Below are 24,463 nucleotides of genomic sequence, written 5' to 3'. Positions count from 1 at the left end.
GCTTTCCTGCTATGTAAGGAAGAGGTCTGAGCCGGTGAGTTTTCTGACTTTGCCACCCGAGATCAATTCGGCGCGGATTCTTGCCGGCGCTGGGTCGGCTCCGTTGCTGGGTGTGGCGGCGGGCTGGTCTGGGTTGGCTTCCGAGTTGGGTTCGGCGTCGTCGTTTTTCGAGTCGGTGACTTCGGGGCTTGTTGACGGATACTGGCAGGGCCCGGCGTCGGTGGCGATGAGGTCGGCGGCGACGCCGTATGCGGCGTGGTTGAGTGCGGCGGGTGCGGCGGCTGAGCAGGCGGCCTCCCAAGCTCGGACTGTGGTGTCGGTGTATGAGGCGGCGCGGTCGATGATTGTGCATCCGGCGGTCATCGCGGGCAACCGGAATTCGTTCGTGTCGTTGGTGTTGTCGAATATCTTCGGGCAGAATGCGCCGGCGATCGCGGCGGCGGAGGCGGTGTACGAGGAGTTCTGGGCTCAGGACGTGGTGGCGATGTTGAGCTATCACGGTGGGGCTGCGGCGGCGGCGGCGGCGCTGACGCCGTTCACGAAGTTGCCGCTGGCCCTGGGCGGCAGTGGCGTGGTCAAGGCGGTAGCCGCGCAGGCGTCGGGGCTGGCGACCGCCGTCGCAGCTGCGGCGCGTGGTGGATCCGGGAACTTGAGCAGTTTGCTGGGCGGTATCAAGGTCGGTGGGGTTGACCTGGGCAGCATTTTGCGCGGTGTGGGCACCGGGGGCCTGGCGAATCTGAACCTGCAGGCCTTCGGTTGGGGCGGCACGGGTAGCGGCGTGCTCGCGGCGGCCGCGTCCTCCGGTCGCGGCTTCGCGTCCTTTGGTGGTTCGTGGGGTCGTCAGCTCAGCGTCGGCGGCTGGGAGAACCTGCTGACTCAGGTAGCCGGCTCGCCGAATGTGACTGGCCTGGTGACCACGGTGCTCAACAGCCCCAGTCTGACCAAGATGGTGACTGGCCTGCTCAGCAATGCCAATTTCACGACGGCGCTGACCAACGTGCTCAGTAGCCAGGCGGTCAGTCAGGCGGTGTACACCGCCGCAAACAGCCCCGTGCTGACCAACGCCGTTAGCGCGGCGCTGTCAAACCCTGGCGCGAACGGCTTGTTGAGCAGCGTGCTGAATTCGACGACCGCGACAGCCGTGGTGAACAGCGGTGGCCTGAACAGCTTGGTCCGCACCGTGCTGAGCTCGAGCAGTGGTCTGCAGCTGAGCGGCCTGTTGCAGAGCCTGAGTGCCGGCTATACGGGTGGCGGTCCGTTGGCGGCCGCGACGGCGGCGGTCACCGACGCCTTCGGCAACACCGGTATCGGCAATATCGGGTTCGGCAATACCGGGAATAACAACATCGGGTTCGGTAACACCGGTAACGGCAATATCGGTTTCGGCAACTCTGGTGTTGATCTGCGCGGCATTTTCAACGAAGGCGTGGGCAACTCGGGGTTGTTCAATACCGGTAGTTACAACACCGGCATCGGTAACTCCGGCACCGCCAACACAGGTCTGTTCAATCCGGGCAACTTCAATACCGGGATCGGTAACCGCGGCAGCTTCAACACCGGAAGCTTCAACGAGGGCAGCTTCAACAGCGGTGACTTCAACAGCGGCGACACCAATACCGGGTGGTTCAACACCGGCAACCTGAATACCGGCATCGGCAACTCCGGGGACATCAACACCGGCCTGTTCAACCCCGGGAACATGAACAACGGGATTTTCGTCCGGGGCGACGCCCAGGGCATGACCGGTTTTTCCTACACGGTCCGCATCGAGCAGATTCCCGTGGACTTCGGCCTGCGAGTCCCGCTTAACTTCACGTTGTCCGGTGGCACATTCCCCATCAGCACTTTGCCGTACACCATCGGGGCGATCAATCTCAGCCCTCTCAGCGCCATCAACAACGGCTCCACCATCGGTCCCATCAATGTTCCGGCCATCGAGATCAGCGGGCCACGGCTGGACTTGGTCGTTGGCGGCCCGGGATACACCCTGTTCGGCGGCATCTCCGGCACCGTCGGCCCGATCGATATTCCGATCTCGATCCCGGCGGGCCCGGGCATCGGCAACACGACGGGTGCCCCGTCGTCGGGATTCTTCAACAGCGGCACGGGCAGTTCCTCGGGCTTCTTCAATGTGGGCGCGGGCAGTTCGGGGTGGCAGAACATGGGGCTGGGTGCCTCGGGTATGGGCAACGTGGGCGACTTGGCGTCAGGCATGCGCAACCTGGGCAACAGCATGTCGGGCTGGTTCAACGTGAGCTCGTTGGAGGCGTCGCAGGCGGCGGTCATCTCTGGCTTCGGCAATGTCGGCAGCCAGGTCTCTGGGGTCTTCCACAACGCGGTGACCGACTTCACCACCTTGAGCATCGGTCTGGGCAACCAGGGTGGCCTGAATGTGGGTGGGGGCAACATCGGCGACCTGAACGTCGGCTTCGGCAGCGTGGGCGGCTTCAACTTCGGCGGCGGCAACCTGGGCAACCTGAACTTCGGGTTCGGCGATCTGGGCAGCAACAACTTCGGGTTCGGCAACCTGGGCGACGGCAACATCGGCTTCGGCAACTCCGGCAGCGGCAACATCGGGTTCGGCAATACCGGCAGCGGCAACATCGGCTTCGGCAACTTCGGCAACGGCAACATCGGCTTGGCGAACTGGGGTGACAACAACTCCGGTATCGGGTTGCTCGGTAGCGGCAACTCGGGCTTCGGCGGGTTGAATGCGGGCACCGACAACGTCGGCTTGTTCAACTCGGGCACCGGTAACCGCGGCTTCTTCAACTCCGGCACCGGCAACACCGGCATCGGCAACGCCGGTGACTACAACACCGGCATCGGTAACACCAGCGTCGGCAACACCGGTATCGGCAACACCGGCAGCTACAACACCGGCTTCGGCAACACCGGCAGCAACAACACGGGCAGTTTCAACGCCGGCAGCTTCAACACCGGTGATGCCAACCCGGGCGATCGGAACACCGGAAGCTTCAACGGCGGCAGCATCAACACCGGCTTCGCCAACTCAGGCGACCTCAACACCGGTTCCTTCAACACCGGCAGCAGGAACGTCGGTTCCTTCCATCTGGCCGACGGCCAGATGGGTACGACCATTGCGATCGATGTCCCGGCGATTCCGATCAACCTGTCGGCGGGTGCCAACGTGGCGATCCCGATCACCGGTCAGATCGACCCGATCACCGTCTTTACCCCTGAGCTCTCGATCCCGGTCAACGTGGTGGCAAGCGCCACGATCATTTTCACTATCAATATCCCTTTCAATGGAACCCTAGTGGTCCCACCGATAGGTCCCATCGTCGTCAACCCGATCGTCCTGAACGACCTCATGGTCGGGGCGAACGTACAGGTACCCCTCCAGTTGGGGGGCCCCAGCCGACTCAACCTCACGTTCCCGCCGCTGGTCGGTATCGGGAACTCGTCGGTGTCCTCGGGCTACTTCAACGGCGGTTCGGTCGGTTCTTCCGGTTTCTTCAACTCGAGCGATCTGAGTTCGGGGTTCGCCAACGCCAACGGGGCGCTGACGTCGGGTTGGTACAACTCCGGTTCGTTGTTGTCGGGCTGGCAGAACGTGGGCGACGCGATCTCGGGCTTCGCCAACACCAGCACCGTCAACGGCGCGGCGTTCATGTCCGGCGTCGGCAACATCGGCAGCCAGGTGTCCGGCTTCTGGAACGGCCAGATGGATGCGTTGCAGCAGACGCTGGCGGACTGGGTGGCCAGCCGATGACGTACTTCCCCGCCCCGGACGGCCGGGCGTTGTTCTGCAGCACCCATTACCCCAGAGAAGCTTTCCTGCTATGTAAGGAAGAGGTCTGAGCCGGTGAGTTTTCTGACTTTGCCACCCGAGATCAATTCGGCGCGGATTCTTGCCGGCGCTGGGTCGGCTCCGTTGCTGGGTGTGGCGGCGGGCTGGTCTGGGTTGGCTTCCGAGTTGGGTTCGGCGTCGTCGTTTTTCGAGTCGGTGACTTCGGGGCTTGTTGACGGATACTGGCAGGGCCCGGCGTCGGTGGCGATGAGGTCGGCGGCGACGCCGTATGCGGCGTGGTTGAGTGCGGCGGGTGCGGCGGCTGAGCAGGCGGCCTCCCAAGCTCGGACTGTGGTGTCGGTGTATGAGGCGGCGCGGTCGATGATTGTGCATCCGGCGGTCATCGCGGGCAACCGGAATTCGTTCGTGTCGTTGGTGTTGTCGAATATCTTCGGGCAGAATGCGCCGGCGATCGCGGCGGCGGAGGCGGTGTACGAGGAGTTCTGGGCTCAGGACGTGGTGGCGATGTTGAGCTATCACGGTGGGGCTGCGGCGGCGGCGGCGGCGCTGACGCCGTTCACTAAGTTGACGTTGGGTCAGTTGGCCGGGGCGGGTGGTCTGATGAATGCGGCGGTCTCGCGGCTGTCCGGCTTGGCCGGGGGCGGCGCGGGCGTCAAGGCCGTCGTCGCAAGCCTGGGTTCGGGGAATCTGGGCGGGCTGAAGCTGGGCAGCCTGCTGGGCGGTTTCAACCTGGGTGGTGTGCTGAGCAGTCTGCGGCTGGGCACCGGAACCTTCGCCAACCTGAACCTGCACAACCTGGGTGGCATCGGCACCGGCGGCGCGGCGGCCGCGGCACAGTGGGGTCGCCACAACTTCGGGTCGTGGGGTCACTTCGGCGGCTCGAACATGCAGTCGCTGGTGACGGGTCTGTCCACCGGTGGTCTCGGTGGCGTCCTGAGCAGCGGGGTCCTCAACAGCGTGATCAGCACTGGCGGCCTGAGCGGCTTGTTGAGCAGTCCGATGGTGAGCAGCCTGCTGAGCAGCCCGGCGGTGAGCAGCTTGGTGAGCGGCAAGAGCCTGAGCAGTCTGTTGAGCAGCAAGTCGGTGAGTAGCCTGCTGAGCAGCCTGCATCTGAGCACCGGCGACGTGAGCAGTGCGCTGAACCAATTGGGTGTGGGCACCGGCGGGCCGAGTGCCGCCGCGCAGACGTTGTCGACTCCGTGGGGCAACTTCTCGCTGAACCAGATCACCAACTACGTCAACTCTCACGGTGGTCTGCAGGCCGTGTTAACGAACTTGTCGAACTCGCCGGCGTTTAACGCCTGGGTGAATTCCGGTGCGTTGGCCAGCCAGCTGAGCAGCCCTGCGGTGACCAATCTGCTGAGCAGTTCCTCGGTGACCAATCTGCTGAGCAGCTCCGCGGTGAGCGCTGTGTTGAGCAGTCCGACGGTGAGCACCCTGTTGAGCAGCCCGACGGTGGGCAGCGTGTTGAGCAGCCCGGCGCTGAGTGGGTTGTTGAGCAATCCGACGGTGAGCAGCCTGCTCAGTGGTGTGCAGCTGACCAACGGCGGCAGCCTGAGCAACTTGTTGTCGCAGTGGGGGGTGGGTGGCACGGGCGGGGCGAGTGCGGCCGCGCAGACATTGTCGACGCCGTGGGGGAACTTCTCGCTGAACCAGATCACCAATTACGTCAACTCCCACGGTGGCCTCGAGGCCGTGGTGACCAACTTGTCGAGTTCGCCGGTGTTCAACGCCTGGGTGTATTCCGAGGCGTTCGTCAGCCAGTTCAGCACCCCGGCGGTGACCAATCTGCTGAGCAGCCCGGCGGTGACCACACTGCTGAGCAGCCCCTCGGTGAGCACCTTGTTGAGCAGCCCGGTGGTCAGCACGCTGCTGAGCAGCCCCTCGGTGAGCGGCCTGCTCAACTCCGGGCACCTTGGCAGCCTGTTGAGCAACCCGGCCATCAGTAGCGTGCTGAGCGGGACGGGTCTGTCGGCCAAATTGAACGGTCTGCTGGCGGTGAGTCCTGCTGCTGCGACGGCCGCTGTCGCCGACGCCTTCGGCAACACCGGTACCGGCAATATCGGGTTCGGCAACACCGGGGATAACAACATCGGATTCGGCAACACCGGTAACGGCAACATCGGTATCGCCAACTCCGGGGTTGATCTGCGCGGCATTTTCAACGAAGGCGTGGGCAACTCGGGGTTGTTCAATACCGGTAGTTACAACACCGGCATCGGTAACTCCGGCACCGCCAACACAGGTCTGTTCAATCCGGGCAACTTCAATACCGGGATCGGTAACCGCGGCAGCTACAACACCGGAAGCTTCAACGAGGGCAGCTTCAACAGCGGTGACTTCAACAGCGGCGACACCAACACCGGGTGGTTCAACACCGGCAACCTGAATACCGGCATCGGCAACTCCGGGGACATCAACACCGGCCTGTTCAACCCCGGGAACATGAACAACGGGATTTTCGTCCGGGGCGACGCCCAGGGCATGACCGGTTTTTCCTACTCGATCCACATCGACCAGATTCCCGTGGACTTCGGCCTGCGAGTCCCGTTGAGCGCGACGATCTCCGGTGGCACATTCGACATCACCACTGTGCCGTTCACCGTTCCCCAGATCGCGATCACCGGTATCAGCAACGTGACCGCCAACTCCACCGTCGGTCCCATCAATGTTCCGACCATCACGATCAGCGGACCACGGCTGAACTTGCTCGTCGGCGGCCCGACATACACACTGTTTGCCGGCATCTCCGGCACCGTCGGCCCGATCGATATTCCGATCTCGATCCCGGCGGGCCCGGGCATCGGTAACACGACGGGTGCCCCGTCGTCGGGATTCTTCAACAGCGGCACGGGCAGTTCCTCGGGCTTCTTCAATGTGGGCGCGGGCAGTTCGGGGTGGCAGAACATGGGGCTGGGTGCCTCGGGTATGGGCAACGTGGGCGACTTGGCGTCGGGCATGCGCAACCTGGGCAACAGCATGTCGGGCTGGTTCAACGCGAGTTCGTTGGAGGCGTCGCAGGCGGCGGTCATCTCTGGCTTCGGCAATGTCGGCAGCCAGGTCTCTGGGGTCTTCCACAACGCGGTGACCGACTTCACCACCTTGAGCATCGGCCTGGGCAACCAGGGTGGCCTGAATGTGGGTGGGGGCAACATCGGGCAGTTGAACTTCGGTTTGGGCAACGTGGGCGCCAACAACTTCGGCGGCGGCAACCTGGGCAACCTGAACTTCGGGTTCGGCGATCTGGGCAGCAACAACTTCGGGTTCGGCAACCTCGGTGATGGCAACATCGGGTTCGGCAACTCCGGCAGCGGCAACATCGGGTTCGGCAATACCGGCAGCGGCAACATCGGCTTCGGCAACTTCGGCAACGGCAACATCGGCTTGGCGAACTGGGGTGACAACAACTCCGGTATCGGGTTGCTCGGTAGCGGCAACTCGGGCTTCGGCGGGTTGAATGCGGGCACCGACAACGTCGGGTTGTTCAACTCGGGCACCGGTAACCGCGGCTTCTTCAACTCCGGCACCGGCAACACCGGCATCGGCAACGCCGGTGACTACAACACCGGCATCGGTAACACCAGCGTCGGCAACACCGGTATCGGCAACACCGGCAGCTACAACACCGGCTTCGGCAACACCGGCAGCAACAACACGGGCAGTTTCAACGCCGGCAGCTTCAACACCGGTGATGCCAACCCGGGCGATCTGAACACCGGAAGCTTCAACGGCGGCAGCATCAACACCGGCTTCGCCAACTCAGGCGACCTCAACACCGGTTCCTTCAACACCGGCAGCACGAACGTCGGTTCCTTCCATCTGGCCGACGGCCAAGGGTTGCAGGGTCCGACCATCGCAATCGATCTCCCGGCGATTCCGATCAACCTGGTGGCGGCTACCAACCTAGCGATCCCGATCACCGGTCAGATCGACCCCATCACCATCCAACCGATCCCTCAGTTCAACATCGCGGTCAACGTGACGGTAACCGCTCCTATTGTCGGGAATATCCCTGTCGCTGGAACCCTCCTGTCCCCATCGATAACCCCCATCCGCGTCAATGCGATCGTCTTCGAAAGTCTCGTGGTCGGCGCGGACATACGGATACCTTTCGACATGACGCTCCTCGGCCGGCTCAACGTGACGCTGCCGGGGCAGATCGGTATCGGGAACTCGTCGGTGTCCTCGGGGTACTTCAACGGAGGTGCCATCGGTTCTTCCGGCTTCTTCAACTCCAGCGATCTGAGTTCGGGCTTCGCCAACGCCAACGGGGCGCTGACGTCGGGCTGGTACAACTCCGGTTCGGTGCTGTCGGGCTTCCAGAACCTCGGCACCGCCATCTCCGGTGTCGCCAACACCAGCACGCTGGCCGCCAACACCTCGGCCCTGATCTCCGGCGTCGGCAACATCGGCAGCCAGGTCTCCGGCTTCTGGAACGGCCAAATGGAGGCGCTGCAGGCGGCGCTGGCGGCTATCTCGCCGATCCAGGGTGGCCTCGTCGTCACCACAACGTAGCGGCGCGTAGGGCGGCAGTGGGTGCAGTCGGTAGGCGCGCCTTGGTTAGGCGTGTGGGCCGCGCACCGGTCGGGTAGCCGCACTCAGAGAGTGGCGAAGAGCGGCGTGACAGACTGGATCCATGGCTGCGCTGTCGGCAGTGGTGTTCACGCTGAGCGGGTGGCTGGGGCTGTACCTGCTGGCCCGCGACCCGCGTAAGCCGGTGCTGGTGCTGGCATCGATCGGGCTCTGCGGGTTCGCGTCGGTGGTGGCCCTGGACGCGGTGCGGACGACCAGCCTCACGCACGCCGAGCTGCTGAGTCGGCTTGAGGTGTACCTGGTCGCGGTCCCCAGCGTCGCCTGGTTTGCGGTGCTGGTCGAACTGGCCCGCCCTGCCGACAGCACCCGGGGCCGAACCGGCGAGGTGCTCCTGATCGGCACCGTTGCGGCGCTGACATTGGTGGCCGCGAACGTGGCCGGCAGTGTCACCGGACCGCTCCGGCTGGGGCACTGGCTGATGTTCGGGGTCATCTCGGTCTCCACGCTGGGAGCGATGGCCGCGAAGGTCCTGCGGCCCGTGCGGCCCGCGCCCGTGACCGGAGCCGTGGTGATCGCGACGCTGTTCTTCGCGCTGGCCAATGCCATCCTGATCATCCCGCTGGGGCTGGTGCCGAGCTGGATTGCGCTGGCGTCCACCGGATTCGACGTGCTGCTGCTCGGGGTGGCGGTGGCCGTGTGGGACGCCTTCGACGAAGGGCAGGCATTGCGCGCCGACATGCTGCGCTCCTTTGTCGGCTGCTCGGCGGTTTCGGTGCTGTTCGGAGGTCAGGCGTTGATCGGGCTCGCCGTCACCCGCGCCGAACCTACGGCCCAGACCGCGATGACGGTGCTGCTGTTCACCAGCCTGGCGGTGGCGATCACCGTCCAGGTGCTGGCTGACCCGCTCGCCGCGGTACTGGACCGGCTGGCGTTCTCTCGCTCACCCGAGCTGCGGGCCGACCGGGCGGTGCTGCGCGACGCAGGGGCGGCACTGCCGTTGCGCTCGAAGGACCCTCTGGTCGAGGTGGACGACGACACGTTCGTCCGGCTCACCCGTCGCGCGTTGGGCCATTACCGCGACCTGACCAAACTGGTCGCGAGCCCGCTCACGGCGTTGCCGGTGATCGACGAGCACCTGGCCGCCCGCGGTGCGCCCGACCATCCGGTGGAGCGGGCCAACGAACTCAAGGCGGTGCTCGCGGACGGCATCGCCAGGCTCAAGCCCCGCGACGCCGGCGACTTCGGCACCACGGAGGAGTGGCGCTACTACAACTCGCTGTATTTCCCTTACGTCGTCGGCGTGCGCGCGTACGCGCAGAACGCGACGGCCGCCGGGCTGGATCCGACGGCGCGACAGGCCTGGCAGTGGCTGGTCACCGAGGTACCGCAGCGCTCATTGCACAATTGGCAGAACGCGGCAGCGCGCTTGATCGCCGCCGACCTACGCGGCCGGGTCACGGTTTCCAGCGACTGATCCCGGCGCAACCCGCCGACACCACGGAGATTTCTGTGCCAGACAAAATGCCGCCCGCCCGCGCTGTCCGAGCAGTCGAGCTGCTCCGCGACCGGCTGGCCCGCCTGCACCGGCGGATGGTGCCGGCCCCGGCTGCGATGATGGAACTGATTCTGAACGCGTGGGTAGCCCAGGCGGTCGCCGCGGCGGCCGAGCTCGGCATTGCGGACGCCCTGGCCGCCGGTCCGTTGACTCCCGACGAACTCGCGGAGGCGGTCGGCGCGAACGCCGATGCGGTCGGTCGCCTGCTTCGGGCGCTGATTGGCCGTGGTGTGTTCCGGCAGCGACGCGACGGCCGCTTCGAGTTGAATCCCTTGGCAGAGGCGTTGCGCACGGACGCCGACGTGTCGTTGGCCGGCATGGCCCGGTTTGTGGGCGCGCCGCAGCAACGTGAGCATTGGAGCGGGTTGGCCGACGCTATTCGCAGCGGACGTTCCGTGGTCTCGGAATTACGAGGTAAGCCATTCTTCGAATACCTGGCCGGCGAGCCCCAACTGTCGGAGATCTTCAACCAGGCCATGACAAGCACCTCTGACCTGTCGATCGCGCCACTGGTCGCGGCATACGACTTCGGCGGCTACTCCACCGTCGTCGACGTCGGGGGAGGGCATGGCCGGCTGCTGGCCGCGATCTTGAACGCGGCTCCGCACGCGCGCGGCATCCTCTTCGACCAACCGCAGGTGGTTGCCGGCGCCCCGGCCGAACTTCGCGAACACCGGGTCGAAGACCGGGTGCGCATCGCGGAGGGATCCTTCTTCGACGACGACCTACCGGGCGGTGGCGACGTCTACGTGCTCAAGAACATCATTCACGACTGGCCTGACGACGAGGCAGTCCGCATTCTCGCCAACGTGCGCAAGGCGGCAGCGCCGGGCAGCCACGTCCTGCTGCTGGAGCAGGTCATTCCCGATCACGACCGCGACATCCCGGCGAAGTGGATCGACTTGGAGATGCTGGTCATGGTCGATGGCCGCGAGCGCACCGAGTCCGAGTACGGCCGCCTCCTGCAACGGGCCGGCTTCCAGATGACGCGAGTGGTGGAAACCGCCTCGCCCTTCGGGATCGTGGAGGCGCGGGCCGTCTGAATGGCCGACCAAAAATTCGGAGAAAACTCCTGGTCATCAGTTTGGTGGCAGTAACTGGCAGCGCCATGCGTCGATCTGGCAGTGGATAACCGGCATCGTCGGACGTGTTCGACCCGTATCAACGCCCCAATGCCGAGGAGATCCGAACATGACCGCAATTTCCGGTGTGCAGCGCCGCCCGCTATCCGACTCCAACGACTCGCTGCTTCGATTCGCGATGCGCGCTGATGCCACCCTGACCGGATTGATGGGGCTGGCCGTCGCCGTCGCCGCCGATCCCGTTTCGCGGCTGACCGGTCTGACGTCCGGCCAGGAATACAGCATGGGCGCCTTTTTCGTTCTGTACGGACTGGCGGTGTTCAGCCTGGCCGCGCTGCCGAACCTGCGGCGCGCTGGACTCGGCGTCGTCGCGGCAAACCTGGTCTACACCGTCGCGGCGGTCGTCGCCGCGGAGCTGGTGCCGATGACGTCGATCGGGGTGGCCGCGACGCTGGCCAGCGGGGTCTACACGCTGGTGTTCGCGGGCCTGCAGTACCTGGGAGTGCGCCGCCTGGCAGCGTGATTCCCCTTCCCGCCGAGCGGGGTTGCCACCGCCTGAGCGTTGCGGTGCGCAGCCCCGCTCGGCCTGTTGAAGCACTTGTGCACAGTGCACGTCGACGCAAATCGGATTTGTGCACTCTGCCCGATGCCACGGCGGTGCCCGCTGGGTCAATCTGTGTCTGCAGTACCGAATTTCTACGGGTTTATTAGTGACCTGTCGAATTCACGACGATGGCGCCGCGAACAGTCCATACTTCGGGTGATTTTCGCGTGCCGGCTCGACGATAGCGATAGGACAAGCGATGTCATTTCTCATTGCCGCCCCAGAATTCGTGGCTCAGGCTGCGTCCGATCTGGCAGGAATCGGTTCTTCGCTCAGCGAGGCCGCTGCGGCGGCGGCCGCACCTACGACGGCGGTCGCCGCTGCCGGCGCGGACGAGGTGTCTGCGGCGCTGGCGGCTTTGTTCTCCGGGCACGCGCAGGCATATCAGATGGTCAACGCCCAGGCGGCGGCATTCCATCAGCAGTTCGTGGCAACCATGACCGGTGCCGGTGGTGCTTATGCCGCCGCCGAGGCGTTGAACGCCGCCGAGAGCTTGCCGACGGACGTGCTCGGTGTCATCAACGCTCCGACAATGGCGCTGTTCAATCGCCCGCTGATCGGGGATGGCGCGAACGGCGGCCCCGGGATGCGTGGTGGTGATGGCGGAATTCTCTACGGCAACGGCGGTGCCGGGGGCACCGGCGGAGCCAACCAGGCCGGCGGCGCCGGCGGGAACGCCGGATTGATCGGCAACGGCGGCGCCGGCGGCAATGGCGGCGTCAACACATCGCCCTCCAAGGGCCAGAACGGTGGCGCCGGCGGCAGCGGTGGCTGGCTCTTCGGCAATGGTGGTAACGGCGGGTTCGGGACCGCCGCATTCTCCGGTGCCAGCACGGGTGGATTCGGTGGTGCCGGTGGGAGCGCGGGGCTGTGGGGTAGCGGCGGGGTAGGCGGCAGCGGCGGCGCAGGTGGCACCGCTGTCGCGTCCGTAGCCGGGGCCGGAGGTGCCGGCGGCAATGGCGGCTGGTTGTACGGCCCCGGTGGTGCCGGCGGTACCGGAGGTGCGGCGGGTGCCGGCGGACTGGGTGGTGTCGGCGGTGCGGGCGGAAATGGCGGCCTGTTCGGCGACGGCGGAGCCGGCGGGTCGGGCGGTGCCAGCAGCTTCGGCACGAACGGTGGCGCCGGTGGCAACGGCGGCAACGGCGGATTGCTTTACGGCAACGGCGGGGCGGGAGGCAGCGGCGTCTCTGCACAGTTGAGCGGCGGTAGCAACGGCGGTGACGGCGGCAATGCCGGTTTGTTCGGTAACGCCGGGGCCGGTGGCGCGGGCGGCAATGGCAACAACCAGGCAGCTGGCAGCGGCGGAAACGGCGGCGTGGCGATCTTCGGCAACGGCGGCGACGGCGGTGCAGGCGGGAGCATGTTCGGCGATATCAACGCCAGCCAGGCCCTGGCCGGGGGTAACGGCGGCAACGGCGGTGTCTCGCGGTTGTGGGGCAACGGCGGTAGCGGTGGCAACGGCGGTACCGGCGAGACGTCCAAGACCGGTGGCGTGGGTGGAAATGGTGGCAACGGTGCGAATGCCGGCCTGCTCTTCGGCAGCGGCGGAACCGGCGGCTTCGGTGGATTGGGTGGTAGCGCGGTCTTCGGCACCGGTATCAGCGTCGGCGCCGGCGGCAACGGCGGCATCGGCGGCGTTGCCGGGCTGTTCTACGGCAATGGCGGCGCCGGTGGCGGCGGCGGGGCCGGTGGGCTCTTTCAGGGTCTGGCCGGGCAGGGCGGTGACGGCGGTGCCGGTGGCGCCGGCGGCAACGCCAGGCTGATCGGCAACGGCGGCGCGGGAGGGGCCGGGGGAGTCGGTGGGCTCGGCACTCCCGTCGGGGATGCGGGCGCAGGCGCGAACGGCGGCATCGCTGGCATTCTGTTCGGCCAACCGGGCGCTCACGGCTGACCCGGCCTACAGCTTGCGCAGCCTCAGCCGGTTGATGGCGTGATCGGCGTCCTTGCGTAGCACCAGGGTGGCCCGGGGCCGCGTCGGAAGGATGTTCTCGACCAGGTTGGGCCGGTTGATCGACCGCCAGATCTCTTTCGCCGCCACGACCGCCTGCGAATCGGACAGCGCCGAGTAGTGGTGGAAGTGCGACTCCGGGTTGGCGAACGAGGTGCTGCGCATCGCCAGGAACCGCGACACGTACCACTGCTCGATGTCCTCGATCCGGGCGTCGACGTACAGCGAGAAGTCGAACAGGTCCGACACCATCAGTGTCGGCCCGGTTTGCAGGACGTTGAGCCCTTCCAGGATCAGGATGTCGGGATGCCGCACCACGTGTTTGGCGCCGGGAATGATGTCGTAGCGCAGGTGTGAATAGACCGGCGCGCAGGCGTAATCCGATCCGGACTTCACCGACGTGACGAATCGCATCAGCGCCCGGCGGTTGTAGCTCTCCGGAAAACCCTTGCGGTGCATCAGGTTTCGTCGTTCCAACTCGGAGTTCGGGTAGAGGAATCCGTCGGTGGTCACCAGGTCCACCCGGGGATGGTGGTCCCAGCGGGCCAGCAGCGCCTGCAGCACGCGCGCCGTGGTGGATTTGCCCACGGCCACGCTGCCCGCGACCCCGATGATGAACGGCACCGGGCGGTCCGGGTTCTGCTGCGGTTCGCCGAGGAATTCCGCGGTGGCCGCGAACAGCCGCTGCCGTGCAGCCACCTGAAGGTGGATCAGACGGGCCAGCGGAAGGTAGACCTCTTCGACTTCCAGCAGGTCGAGTTGTTCGCCGAGGCCGCGCAGCCCGACCAGTTCTTCTTCGGTGAGTGCCAGTGGCGTCGACATCCGGAGCGCGCGCCATTGCCGTCGGTCGAACTCGACATAGGGGCTCGGCTCGCTCGGCCGCGGCATGGTGCCAGTCTCTCAAGTAAGGAAGGCGGCACTGACGGTGGGGCTGGTCAAAACGCGACTCAGCTGGGAAACACGTGTCTCGATAGACTGACTCCGTGACTGCTACTCCTGGCGCCCGTGTCGCTTCGTCCGTTATGTCCGCACCGCTCGCCGAGGTCGACCCCGATATCGCCGAGCTTCTGGGTAAGGAGCTCGGGCGGCAACGCGACACCCTCGAGATGATCGCGTCGGAGAACTTCGTGCCGCGCTCGATCCTGCAGGCGCAGGGCAGCGTGCTCACCAACAAGTACGCCGAGGGCCTGCCCGGCCGGCGCTACTACGGCGGTTGCGAGCACGTCGACGTGGTGGAGAACATCGCCCGCGACCGCGCCAAGGCGCTGTTCGGCGCCGACTTCGCCAACGTGCAGCCCCATTCGGGTGCGCAGGCCAACGCCGCGGTGCTGCACGCGCTGATGTCACCGGGCGAGCGGCTCCTTGGTCTCGACCTGGCCAACGGCGGCCACCTGACCCACGGGATGCGGCTGAACTTCTCCGGCAAGCTGTACGAGAACGCCTTTTACGGTGTCGATCCGACGACGCATCTGGTCGACATGGACGCAGTGCGGTCTCAGGCGCTGGAGTTCCGTCCCAAGGTCCTGATCGCCGGCTGGTCCGCCTATCCCCGGATCCTCGACTTCGCGGCGTTCCGGTCGATCGCCGACGAGGTGGATGCCAAGTTGTGGGTCGATATGGCGCACTTCGCCGGTCTGGTCGCCGCCGGCCTGCACCCCTCGCCGGTGCCGTACGCCGACGTGGTGTCGACCACCATTCACAAGACGCTCGGCGGCGGCCGCTCGGGCATGATCCTGGGCAAGCAGGAGTACGCCAAGGCCATCAACTCGGCGGTGTTCCCCGGCCAGCAGGGCGGGCCGCTGATGCATGTCATCGCCGGCAAGGCCGTGGCGCTGAAGATCGCCGCGACACCTGAGTTCGCCGAGCGTCAGCAGCGCACCCTGTCGGGGGCGCGCATCATCGCCGACCGGCTGATGGCCGATGACGTCGCCAAAGCGGGGGTGTCGGTGGTCAGCGGCGGCACCGACGTGCACCTCGTCCTGGTCGACCTCCGTAACTCCCCGCTGGATGGTCAGGCCGCCGAGGATCTGCTGCACGAGGTCGGGATCACGGTCAACCGCAACGCCGTCCCGAACGACCCGCGGCCGCCGATGGTGACGTCCGGTTTGCGGATCGGGACGCCGGCTTTGACGACCCGCGGTTTCGGGGACGCCGAGTTCTCCGAGGTGGCCGACATCATCGCGACCGCGCTGGCGGCCGGCGGCGCGGCGGACGTCGCCGAACTGGGCGCCCGGGTGGCCCGGCTGGCCAGGGAGTTCCCGCTGTACGAGGGGATCGAGGATTGGGGTCTCGTCGGGCGCTGAGCCTGCCGGGCAGTCCCGCGCAGGCGGGAGTACCACGCGACAAAGTCCCCCTTTTCGTGCGAAAAGGGGGTCTTTGCGTCTGGTCGCGACAGTGAGGCGCGACACGCCCGCGGAAATTTGAAAGAACCTGTGAATGCGGGTTACAGTAACCGCATGGCACAGAAACCTGTCGCTAATGCGCTGACTCTCGAACTCGAGCCCTTGGTGGAGTCCCTCCTGGCCCACCACCTCGCCACCGAAGAGATCTGGTTCGCCCACGACTACGTACCGTTCGACCGCGGCGAGAACTTCGCGTTCCTCGGCGGGCGCGACTGGGACCCGTCCCAGGCCACGCTGCCTCGCCCGATCACGGACGCCTGCGAGATCATGCTGCTGCTCAAGGACAACCTGGCGGCCCACCACCGCGAGTTCGTCGAGGCCTTCATCCTCGAGGACTACTGGGGCCGCTGGATCGGCCGGTGGACCGCCGAGGAGCACCTGCACGCCATCGCGCTGCGGGAGTACCTGGTGGTGACCCGCGAGGTCGACCCGACCGCCAACGAGAACGCCCGCGTCCAGTACGTGATGAAGGGCTACCGCACCGAGAAGTACTCGCAGATCGACACGCTGGTCTACATGACCTTCTCGGAGCGCACCTACGGCACCTTCTGCCGCAACCTCGCCGCTCAAATCGAGGAGCCGATCCTGGCCGGTCTGATCGACCGGATCGCCAGGGACGAAGCGCGGCAAGAGGAATTCTTCGCCAACCTGGTCGCCCACCTGCTGGACTACTCCCGTGACGAGGTGATCGCCGCGATCGCCGCCCGCGCTGCCGACCTCGACGTCCCGGGCGCCGACATCGACGCCTACCAGGACAAGATCAAGGCGGTGGCCGAGGCGGGAATCTTCGACCGCGGTCAGTTGCAGCAGGTGATCTCCGAGCGCATCACCGCGTGGGGCCTGGCCGACGAGCCGGCGCTCAAGCAGTTCGTCACCGACTAGCCCGCCGGCATTTGTTGCGTTTGCGTGTCTCGATAGCGCCTCGGCGCGCCTGCACTGCAGGGGTGTGGCCACCGGAGTAGCGTCGCCGGTGATGGCCAGCGATCTGCTCTGCTGCCAGGGCGGCACCTTCCGTCACACCAACGGCAGGACCGGCCCCGGTCCTGGTGCCGCGGCCCCCGCCGACACGCTCGCGTGGGTCCGCCCGAGCGTCATTCGCTCGAGGAGCGCCCCGTGACCGAAACCCGGACGTACGTGCTCGACACCTCCGTTCTGCTGTCCGACCCGTGGGCCTGCAGCCGGTTCGCCGAGCATGAGGTGGTAGTTCCGCTGGTGGTAATCAGCGAACTCGAAGCCAAGCGCCACCACCACGAACTGGGTTGGTTTGCCCGTCAGGCGTTGCGCCTGTTCGATGATCTGCGGCTGGAACACGGCCGGCTCGACCAGCCCATTCCGGTTGGTGCAGAGGGTGGTTCACTGCACGTCGAACTCAACCACACCGACCCGTCGGTGCTGCCATCGGGCTTCCGGACCGACAGCAACGACTCCCGGATCCTGAGTTGTGCCGCCAACCTCGCCGCCGAAGGCAAGCGAGTGACGTTGGTGAGCAAGGACATTCCGCTGCGGGTCAAGGCCGCCGCGATTGGTCTGCCGGCCGACGAGTATCACGCGCAGGATGTCGTGGTGTCCGGATGGACCGGCATGCGCGAAGTCGAGACCGCTGCCGAGGACATCGCCGCCCTGTTCGCCGACGGGGAGATCGACCTGGCCGAGGCCCGGGACCTGCCGTGCCACACCGGGATTCGCTTGCTGGGCGGCAGCTCGCACGCGCTGGGCCGGGTCACCCCGGCCAAACGCGTACAACTGGTGCGGGGTGACCGCGAGGTCTTCGGCCTGCGCGGCCGCTCCGCCGAACAGCGGGTGGCTCTGGACCTGCTGCTCGACGAATCGGTGGGCATCGTGTCGCTCGGCGGCAAGGCGGGCACCGGGAAGTCCGCTCTGGCGCTGTGTGCCGGATTGGAAGCAGTGCTGGAACGGCGGACCCAGCGCAAGGTGGTCGTCTTCCGCCCGCTGTATGCCGTCGGCGGCCAGGAACTGGGGTACCTGCCCGGCAGCGAGAGCGACAAGATGGGCCCGTGGGCCCAAGCCGTCTTCGACACCCTCGAAGGGCTGGCCAGCCCGGCCGTGCTGGACGAGGTGCTGTCCCGCGGCATGCTCGAGGTCCTGCCGCTGACCCACATCCGCGGCCGGTCGCTGCACGACTCCTTCGTCATCGTCGACGAAGCCCAATCCCTGGAACGCAACGTGCTGCTGACCGTGCTGTCCCGGCTGGGCACCGGATCCCGGGTGGTGCTGACGCACGACATCGCCCAGCGCGACAACCTGCGGGTCGGCCGGCACGACGGGGTGGCCGCGGTGATCGAGAAGCTCAAGGGGCACCCGCTGTTCGCCCACATCACGCTGCTGCGCAGCGAACGGTCGCCGATCGCCGCGCTGGTCACCGAGATGCTCGAGGAAATCGCCGGGCCACACTGATACCTGGGCGTTGACTCTGCGTCCAAGGCGGGAAAACCGCGCGAATCGCACCCAGGACGCAGGCTCAACGCCGTCACGGCACGTTCGTCTTCAGGGTTCGGTGCGAGACGTTCGGTAAACTTCCCTGGTGCCGAAACGACCCGACAATCAGGCCTGGCGCTACTGGCGCATGGTCTTCGGCGTCGTGGTCGCGGCCGGGGTGCTGGTGATCGGTGGTCTCACCGGCCACGTCACGCGCGCTGACGACCAGAGCTGCGCCGCGGTCAAGTGTGTCGCGCTCACCTTCGACGACGGCCCCAGCCCCTACACCGACCGGCTGCTGCAGATCCTGAAGGACAACGACGCCAAAGCGACGTTCTTCGAGATCGGCAACAAGGTGGCGGCGAATCCGGCCGGGGCGAAACGGGTCGTGGACGCCGGCATGGAGCTCGGCAGCCACACGTGGGAACACCCCAACATGACGACGATTCCGCCCGAGGACATCGCCGGCCAGTTCTCCCGCGCCAACGACGCGATCGTCGCCGCGACCGGCCGCAAGCCGTCGCTGTACCGGCCCGCCGGCGGGCTGTCGAACCCGGCTGTCCGGCAGACGGCCGGAACCTTCGGCCTCGCGGAAATCCTCTGGGACGTGATCCCTTTCGACTGGGCTAACGATTCCAACACCCCAGCGACGCGACAGGTGCTGATGGCGCAGATCAAACCGGGCTCGGTGGTGCTGTTCCACGACACCTACTCGAGCACCGTCGATCTGATCTATCAGTTCATCCCGGTACTCAAGGCGAACGGCTACCGGATGGTGACGGTCAGCGAGCTGCTGGGGCCGCGGGCGCCCGGCAGCAGCTACGGCAGCCGGGAGAACGGGCCGCCGGTCAACGAGCTGCACGACATTCCTCCCGGTGACATCCCGCCCCTGCCCAACACCCCCTCGCCCAAGCCGATGCCCAATTTCCCGATCACCGACATTCCCGGGCAGAACTCGGGCGGGCCGAACAACGGTGCCTAGGGCAGCGTCGCCGAAGTCTGCTCTGCGGCTGTCAATCCAATACGCCATCGACCTGGCGCTCGGCTACATCATCGCGGTGGCCGACTCGGCCGCCATCCTGATCCCGATGAGGGGTCACAGCCCTGCGGTGGCCAACGCCGACTTCGCCGAGAAGAACACCGGCCTGGTGGCGGTGTTGATCGTGCTGGGAACCATCTCGGTTGCGGTCATCGGGCCCATGATTCTGGCGCCCACGCTGCGCTGGTACACCGCCGGTCACGAACCGACACCCGCGCAACGCGACGCGGCGATGAAACTCGCGGGGCGGCAGTCGGCCTTGTTGGCGGGGACGTGGGCTGTGTGCGGCGTGATCGTCATCCTGCCGAACACCGATGGCGGAACCGCCGTCATGGTGCCAATCTCGCTCGGCGTGCTGATCGGCGGTGCCGCGGCCGCCGGTACGGGTCTATTACTCGCCCAGCGCACCCTGCGGCCGATCATGAGCGCCGCGACGCGCGGTTGCGAGCCGCGACTGATGGTGCCGGGCGTCTTCGCGCGGCTCGTTCTGCTCTGGTTTCTGTGCAGCGCATTGCCAATCGGGGTGATCGCGGCGTTCGTGGTGATGCGCTCCACCGGCTGGCTGGTCGAGCGGTCCAACTCGTTGGACGTGCCGATCCTGGTGGTGTCGCTGGCGGCGCTCCTGCTGGGAATGCCGACCATGATCCTGACATCGCGGTCGATCTCCGACCCGGTCGCCGAAGTCGCCGACGCGATGGCCGAGGTCGAGCACGGCCACATCGACACCCACGTGGGCGTATACGAGCGGTCCCAGATCGGGCGACTGCAAAGCGGATTCAACCGGATGGTCAGCGGGCTCGAGGAACGCGACCGGCTCCGGGATCTGTTCGGCCGACATGTCGGGCCCGACGTCGCGCGGCGTGCCCTCGAGGAGGGCGCCACCCTGTCCGGCGATGTGGTGGAAGCCGCGGTCCTCTACATCGATCTGGTCGGTTCCACCAAGCTCACCGAAAGCCTTCCGCCGCAACAGGTTGCCCAGTTGCTCAACGACTTCTTCCGCATCGTCGTGGACACCGTGGACGAATTCGGCGGCCTCATCAACAAATTCGAGGGTGACGCCGCACTCGTCATCTTCGGCGCGCCACTGCGCACCAATGAGCCGGCTGCGGCGGCGTTGGGCACCGGGCGTTCCCTGGGCGACAAACTGCGTCTGCTGCCGATGGTGGACTTCGGTATCGGCGTCTCCGCCGGACGGGTCTTCGCCGGCAACATCGGTGCCGAAAACCGCTACGAATACACGGTGATCGGTGACGCGGTCAACGAGGCCGCGCGATTGGCCGACCTCGCCAAGACCTCCGACCGCCGGATCCTGTGCTCAGGTGCGGCGATCGACCGCGCCGGGCAATCCGAGCGCGCACGCTGGGACGAATGCTATTCCACGGTGCTGCGCGGCCGGTCCGAGCCGACGCACGTGTGGACGCCGACTATTTCTTTGAAACCTTCAGTGACGCAATGACTTTGTCGACAATGGCCGCTGAAGCCTTGTCCCCGATCGCAGTCGCGCCCAGGAAGATGGTGACCGGTTTGGTGTCGACGGCGATGATCGTCACGGTGTCGCCCTTCACCCCGCGGGTGGTGTCGGCGATCGAGACGTCGGCATCGACCCGGGCGGCCTTGACCCCGTCGACCGTCATCGACGACGTCTTCTTCGGGCCCAGCGTGGGATTCGACTGCACGTAGCCGGGGCCGTTGGCGACGCAGTCCATCAACTTCGACGCCTGTGCGTTGACGTCCATGCTGGTGACGAAGTTGGTGACGGCGACCTCGACCTGCATCATCCACTGGCTCGCGTTAGGCACCTCCGCGCCCAGGCCGACCGCGTCGATCAAGTTGGGGTTCTGGTCGTCCACGTACGGCTGCCACCCGGGCGCCGCGCTCGTGGGGAACGACAGCTTGCCGGCCGACACCGTGTCGCCGGTGGGCTTGTTGCCGCCGGAGACGTTGGGAGTGCAGTCCGTCGCGGTCTGCATCGACGTATCCGGCCCCGACGTCTGTGCGCTCGTCGTCCCGGACGGGCCGGCCGTCGGCGACTCGTTTCCTTTGCTGCCCAGGGAGACCACCAGGATCACGACCAGCACGATGACGCCCAGTACCGCGATGCCGGCGACGATCAGCCACGGCAGCTTGGAATTCCCGCCCGACGGCGGCGGACCCGGCGGGTAGCCCCCCGGCTGCCAGCCGGGCTGTCCGGGCGGACCGAATTGCTGGGGCGGGTAGCCGCCGGGGACGCCGTACGGGTCGGTGCCCGGCGGGTACTGACCGCCCGGCGGGGGATAGGGGTAGGAGCCAGGCGGGCCCTGCGGCTGCCCGGGGGGTGGGCCCTGCGGCTGTCCGGGTGGCTGGCCCTGCGGCTGACCGCCCCAATACGGTTGTTGCCCATACGGATTCGCGCCGTAGGGGTCCTGACCGTAAGGATCCTGACCGTAGGGACCGCCGGGGGGAACCGTCATTGCTGAATCACCCTTACTCTCACCGGCCGCCTCCACGCTGAGATAGCCACACAACCGCGTCCACCGCAGGGTACCTGCGGCTCGGCAACATCCGGCCTAATCGACCGGTTCGACCTTGGCCATCGCCAACACGTCGAGGCGGCGGTCGAGTTCCTCTTCGGACAGCTTGTCGCCGATCAGGCCGCGATCGATGACGGTCTGGCGGATCGTCTTGCGCTCCTTGAGCGCCTGCTTGGCCACCGCGGCGGCCTCCTCGTACCCGATGGCCGAGTTCAGCGGGGTCACGATCGACGGCGAGGACTCGGCCAGTTCACGCAGGTGCTCGACGTTGGCCACCAGTCCGGTGATGCAGCGGTCGGCGAACAGCGTGGACACGTTGGCCAGCAGCTTGAACGACTCGAGGATGTTGCGGGCCATCATCGGGATGTAGACGTTGAGCTCGAAGGCGCCCGACAAGCCGCCGACCGCGACCGCGGCGTCATTGCCGATCACCTGTGCGGCCACCTGGGTAACCGCTTCGGGCAGAACCGGATTCACCTTGCCCGGCATGATCGAGCTGCCCGGCTGCAGGTCCGGCAGCTGGATTTCGGCAAGGCCGGTCAGTGGTCCCGACCCCATCCACCGGATGTCGTTGGCGATCTTGGTCAGTGACACCGCGATGGTGCGCAGCGCGCCGGACGCCTCGACCAGCCCGTCGCGGGCCGCCTGCGCCTCGAAAGAGTTTGTCGCCGTGCGCAACTCGGACAAGCCCGTCGATTCGACCAGCACCGCCACCACCCGGACGCCGAATCCTTCGGGGGCGTTGAGGCCGGTGCCGACCGCGGTGCCGCCGATCGCCAGCTCACCCAGCCGGGGCAGGGTCGACCGCACCCGCTCGATGCCGGCCTCGATCTGGCGCGCGTACCCGCTGAACTCCTGGCCGAGAGTCACCGGGACGGCATCCATCAGGTGGGTGCGTCCGGACTTGACTACCGTCTGCCACTCGAGTGCCTTGGCCGACAACGCGTTCTGCAGCACCTCGAGGGCGGGGATGAGATGACGCACCGCGGCCTCGGTGGCCGCGATGTGGGTCGCGGTCGGGAACGTGTCGTTGGACGACTGCGACATGTTGACGTCGTCGTTGGGGTGCACCTTCACCCCGTTGGCCGCCGCGATCGACGCGATCACCTCGTTGGTGTTCATGTTCGAGCTGGTGCCCGAACCGGTCTGGAAGACGTCGATGGGGAACTGGTCGTCGTGCTTGCCGTCGGCGATCTCGGCGGCCGCGGCGATGATCGCGTCGGCCTTCTCCGGGTCCAGCAGCCCGAGGTCCTTGTTCACCTGCGCGCAGGCGCCTTTCAGCAGACCCAGCGCGCGGATCTGGGTGCGCTCCAGACCGCGACCCGAGATCGGGAAGTTCTCCACGGCGCGCTGGGTTTGCGCGCGCCACAACGCGTTCACCGGCACCCGGACCTCGCCCATGGTGTCGTGCTCGATGCGGTATTCGCCTTCGGGAGCGCCTGAATCGGCCATAGATCAGATCCTTGCTTTTATAGGTGTCAGGGCAGGGGATAGGCGGCGTTGCTGTCGCCGGTGAAGTCGATCGCCGAGTATTCGTTGAGCTTGGACAGCCGGTGGTAGGCCTCGATCATGCGCACGGTGCCCGACTTGGACCGCATCACGATCGACTGCGTGGTGCACCCGCCCGGGTAGTAGCGGACTCCCTTGAGCAGGTCGCCGTCGGTGACTCCGGTGGCACAGAAGAACACGTTCTCGCCCGACACCAGGTCGGTGGTGGTCAGCACCCGCCCGACGTCGTGGCCGGCGTCGATGGCCTTCTGGCGCTCGGCGTCGTCCTTGGGGGCCAGCTGTGCCTGGATGGCGCCGCCCATGCAGCGGATCGCCGCCGCGGTGATGATGCCCTCCGGGGTTCCGCCGATACCGGCCAGCATGTCGGTGCCCGAACCCGGGCGACAGGCCGAGATGGCTCCGGCGACGTCCCCGTCGGTGATCAGCCGGATCCGGGCGCCGGTGGCGCGGACGTCGGCGATCAACTGGGCGTGCCGGGGGCGGTCCAGGATGCACACAGTCATGTCCCGCACCGACAGTTCCTTGACCCGGGCGACCGCCCGGACGTTCTCGGCGATCGGGGCGGTGATGTCCAGCACGTGGGCGGCATCGGGGCCGACGGCGATCTTGTTCATGTAGAACACCGCCGAGGGGTCGAACATCGCCCCGCGGTCGGCCACGGCCAGCACCGAGATCGCGTTGGGCATGCCTTTGCTCATCAGCGTGGTGCCGTCGATGGGGTCGACGGCGAAGTCGCAGTCGGGGCCGTCGCCGTTGCCGACTTCCTCGCCGTTGTAGAGCATCGGGGCTTCGTCTTTCTCGCCTTCACCGATGACCACCACGCCGCGCATTGAGACCGAGTTGACCAGTTCTCTTATCGCGTCGACGGCCGCGCCGTCGCCGCCCTCCTTGTCGCCGCGGCCCACCCAGCGACCGGCGGCCATGGCGCCGGCCTCGGTGACGCGCACCAACTCGAGAGCCAGGTTTCGGTCGGGGGCTTCGCCACGCGGTCGGGCGTGCGACGGTGTCGCAACGGTCGGCGACGAGCCTGATCCCTGTGCAGTCATGGTTGGCGCCCTTCATTCATGGTT

The 24,463-nt window shown here is 66.5% G+C and carries 15 protein-coding genes; 11 read left to right on the top strand and 4 right to left on the bottom strand.

Going from position 1 to position 24,463, the window contains the following annotated elements; genetic code table 11:
* Nucleotides 1-34 precede the first annotated feature (34 nt).
* The 6 genes from QXH22_RS22880 (at nt 35) to QXH22_RS22855 (ending at nt 13,440) form a co-directional block, all read left to right on the top strand.
* Nucleotides 35-3,736 (top strand): PPE family protein, encoded by a 3,702-nt coding sequence (locus QXH22_RS22880; RefSeq protein WP_306277096.1) that lies wholly within the window; start codon nt 35-37, stop codon nt 3,734-3,736.
* A 93-nt stretch (nt 3,737-3,829) separates the two neighbouring features.
* Nucleotides 3,830-8,290 (top strand): PPE family protein, encoded by a 4,461-nt coding sequence (locus QXH22_RS22875; protein ID WP_306245665.1) that lies wholly within the window; start codon nt 3,830-3,832, stop codon nt 8,288-8,290.
* A gap of 121 nt (nt 8,291-8,411) precedes the next feature.
* Nucleotides 8,412-9,782, top strand: a complete 1,371-nt coding sequence (locus tag QXH22_RS22870; RefSeq protein ID WP_306277095.1) for a hypothetical protein — start codon at nt 8,412-8,414, stop codon at nt 9,780-9,782.
* Between the two features lie 29 nt (nt 9,783-9,811).
* Nucleotides 9,812-10,906, top strand: a complete 1,095-nt coding sequence (locus QXH22_RS22865) for a methyltransferase (protein WP_306277367.1) — start codon at nt 9,812-9,814, stop codon at nt 10,904-10,906.
* A 148-nt stretch (nt 10,907-11,054) separates the two neighbouring features.
* Entirely contained in the window at nt 11,055-11,468 is a 414-nt protein-coding gene (locus QXH22_RS22860) for a hypothetical protein (RefSeq protein WP_306277094.1), read from the top strand.
* Nucleotides 11,469-11,748: 280 nt separating this feature from the next.
* Nucleotides 11,749-13,440, top strand: a complete 1,692-nt coding sequence (locus tag QXH22_RS22855; RefSeq protein ID WP_306277093.1) for a PE family protein — start codon at nt 11,749-11,751, stop codon at nt 13,438-13,440.
* Between the two features lie 6 nt (nt 13,441-13,446).
* Here the strand turns inward: QXH22_RS22855 and coaA are convergent, their stop codons facing one another.
* On the bottom strand, nt 13,447-14,385 hold the full coding sequence (gene coaA / locus QXH22_RS22850; protein ID WP_306245661.1) for a type I pantothenate kinase: 939 nt from the start codon (nt 14,383-14,385) through the stop codon (nt 13,447-13,449).
* A gap of 134 nt (nt 14,386-14,519) precedes the next feature.
* Here coaA and glyA point away from each other — a divergent pair, with 134 nt between their 5' ends.
* From glyA to QXH22_RS22825, 5 genes are all read left to right on the top strand, one after another.
* Complete coding sequence (gene glyA, locus QXH22_RS22845) at nt 14,520-15,800, top strand: serine hydroxymethyltransferase (RefSeq protein ID WP_306277366.1); 1,281 nt, start codon at nt 14,520-14,522, stop codon at nt 15,798-15,800.
* Between the two features lie 153 nt (nt 15,801-15,953).
* Nucleotides 15,954-16,781, top strand: a complete 828-nt coding sequence (locus tag QXH22_RS22840; RefSeq protein ID WP_306245660.1) for an acyl-ACP desaturase — start codon at nt 15,954-15,956, stop codon at nt 16,779-16,781.
* A 231-nt stretch (nt 16,782-17,012) separates the two neighbouring features.
* Entirely contained in the window at nt 17,013-18,314 is a 1,302-nt protein-coding gene (locus QXH22_RS22835; protein ID WP_306245659.1) for a PhoH family protein, read from the top strand.
* Nucleotides 18,315-18,441: 127 nt separating this feature from the next.
* Nucleotides 18,442-19,317 carry a polysaccharide deacetylase family protein gene (locus QXH22_RS22830; protein WP_306277092.1) on the top strand — a complete coding sequence of 292 codons (876 nt, stop codon included), beginning with the start codon at nt 18,442-18,444 and terminating at the stop codon, nt 19,315-19,317.
* A 52-nt stretch (nt 19,318-19,369) separates the two neighbouring features.
* Nucleotides 19,370-20,830 carry an adenylate/guanylate cyclase domain-containing protein gene (locus tag QXH22_RS22825; protein WP_306277365.1) on the top strand — a complete coding sequence of 487 codons (1,461 nt, stop codon included), beginning with the start codon at nt 19,370-19,372 and terminating at the stop codon, nt 20,828-20,830.
* Here the strand turns inward: QXH22_RS22825 and QXH22_RS22820 are convergent.
* The 3 genes from QXH22_RS22820 to glpX all read right to left on the bottom strand — a co-directional run bounded on the left by QXH22_RS22820 (nt 20,799) and on the right by glpX (nt 24,439).
* Nucleotides 20,799-21,824, bottom strand: a complete 1,026-nt coding sequence (locus QXH22_RS22820) for a hypothetical protein (protein WP_306277091.1) — start codon at nt 21,822-21,824, stop codon at nt 20,799-20,801. The genes QXH22_RS22825 and QXH22_RS22820 overlap by 32 nt on opposite strands.
* Nucleotides 21,825-21,920: 96 nt before the next feature.
* On the bottom strand, nt 21,921-23,336 hold the full coding sequence (locus tag QXH22_RS22815) for a class II fumarate hydratase (RefSeq protein WP_306277090.1): 1,416 nt from the start codon (nt 23,334-23,336) through the stop codon (nt 21,921-21,923).
* Between the two features lie 26 nt (nt 23,337-23,362).
* On the bottom strand, nt 23,363-24,439 hold the full coding sequence (gene glpX / locus QXH22_RS22810; RefSeq protein WP_065048844.1) for a class II fructose-bisphosphatase: 1,077 nt from the start codon (nt 24,437-24,439) through the stop codon (nt 23,363-23,365).
* Nucleotides 24,440-24,463: the final 24 nt, after the last annotated feature.

The sequence above is a fragment of the Mycobacterium sp. TY814 genome (assembly GCF_030755175.1).
Lineage (GTDB): Bacteria > Actinomycetota > Actinomycetes > Mycobacteriales > Mycobacteriaceae > Mycobacterium.
This window is presented reverse-complemented; position numbering and strand designations above follow the sequence as displayed.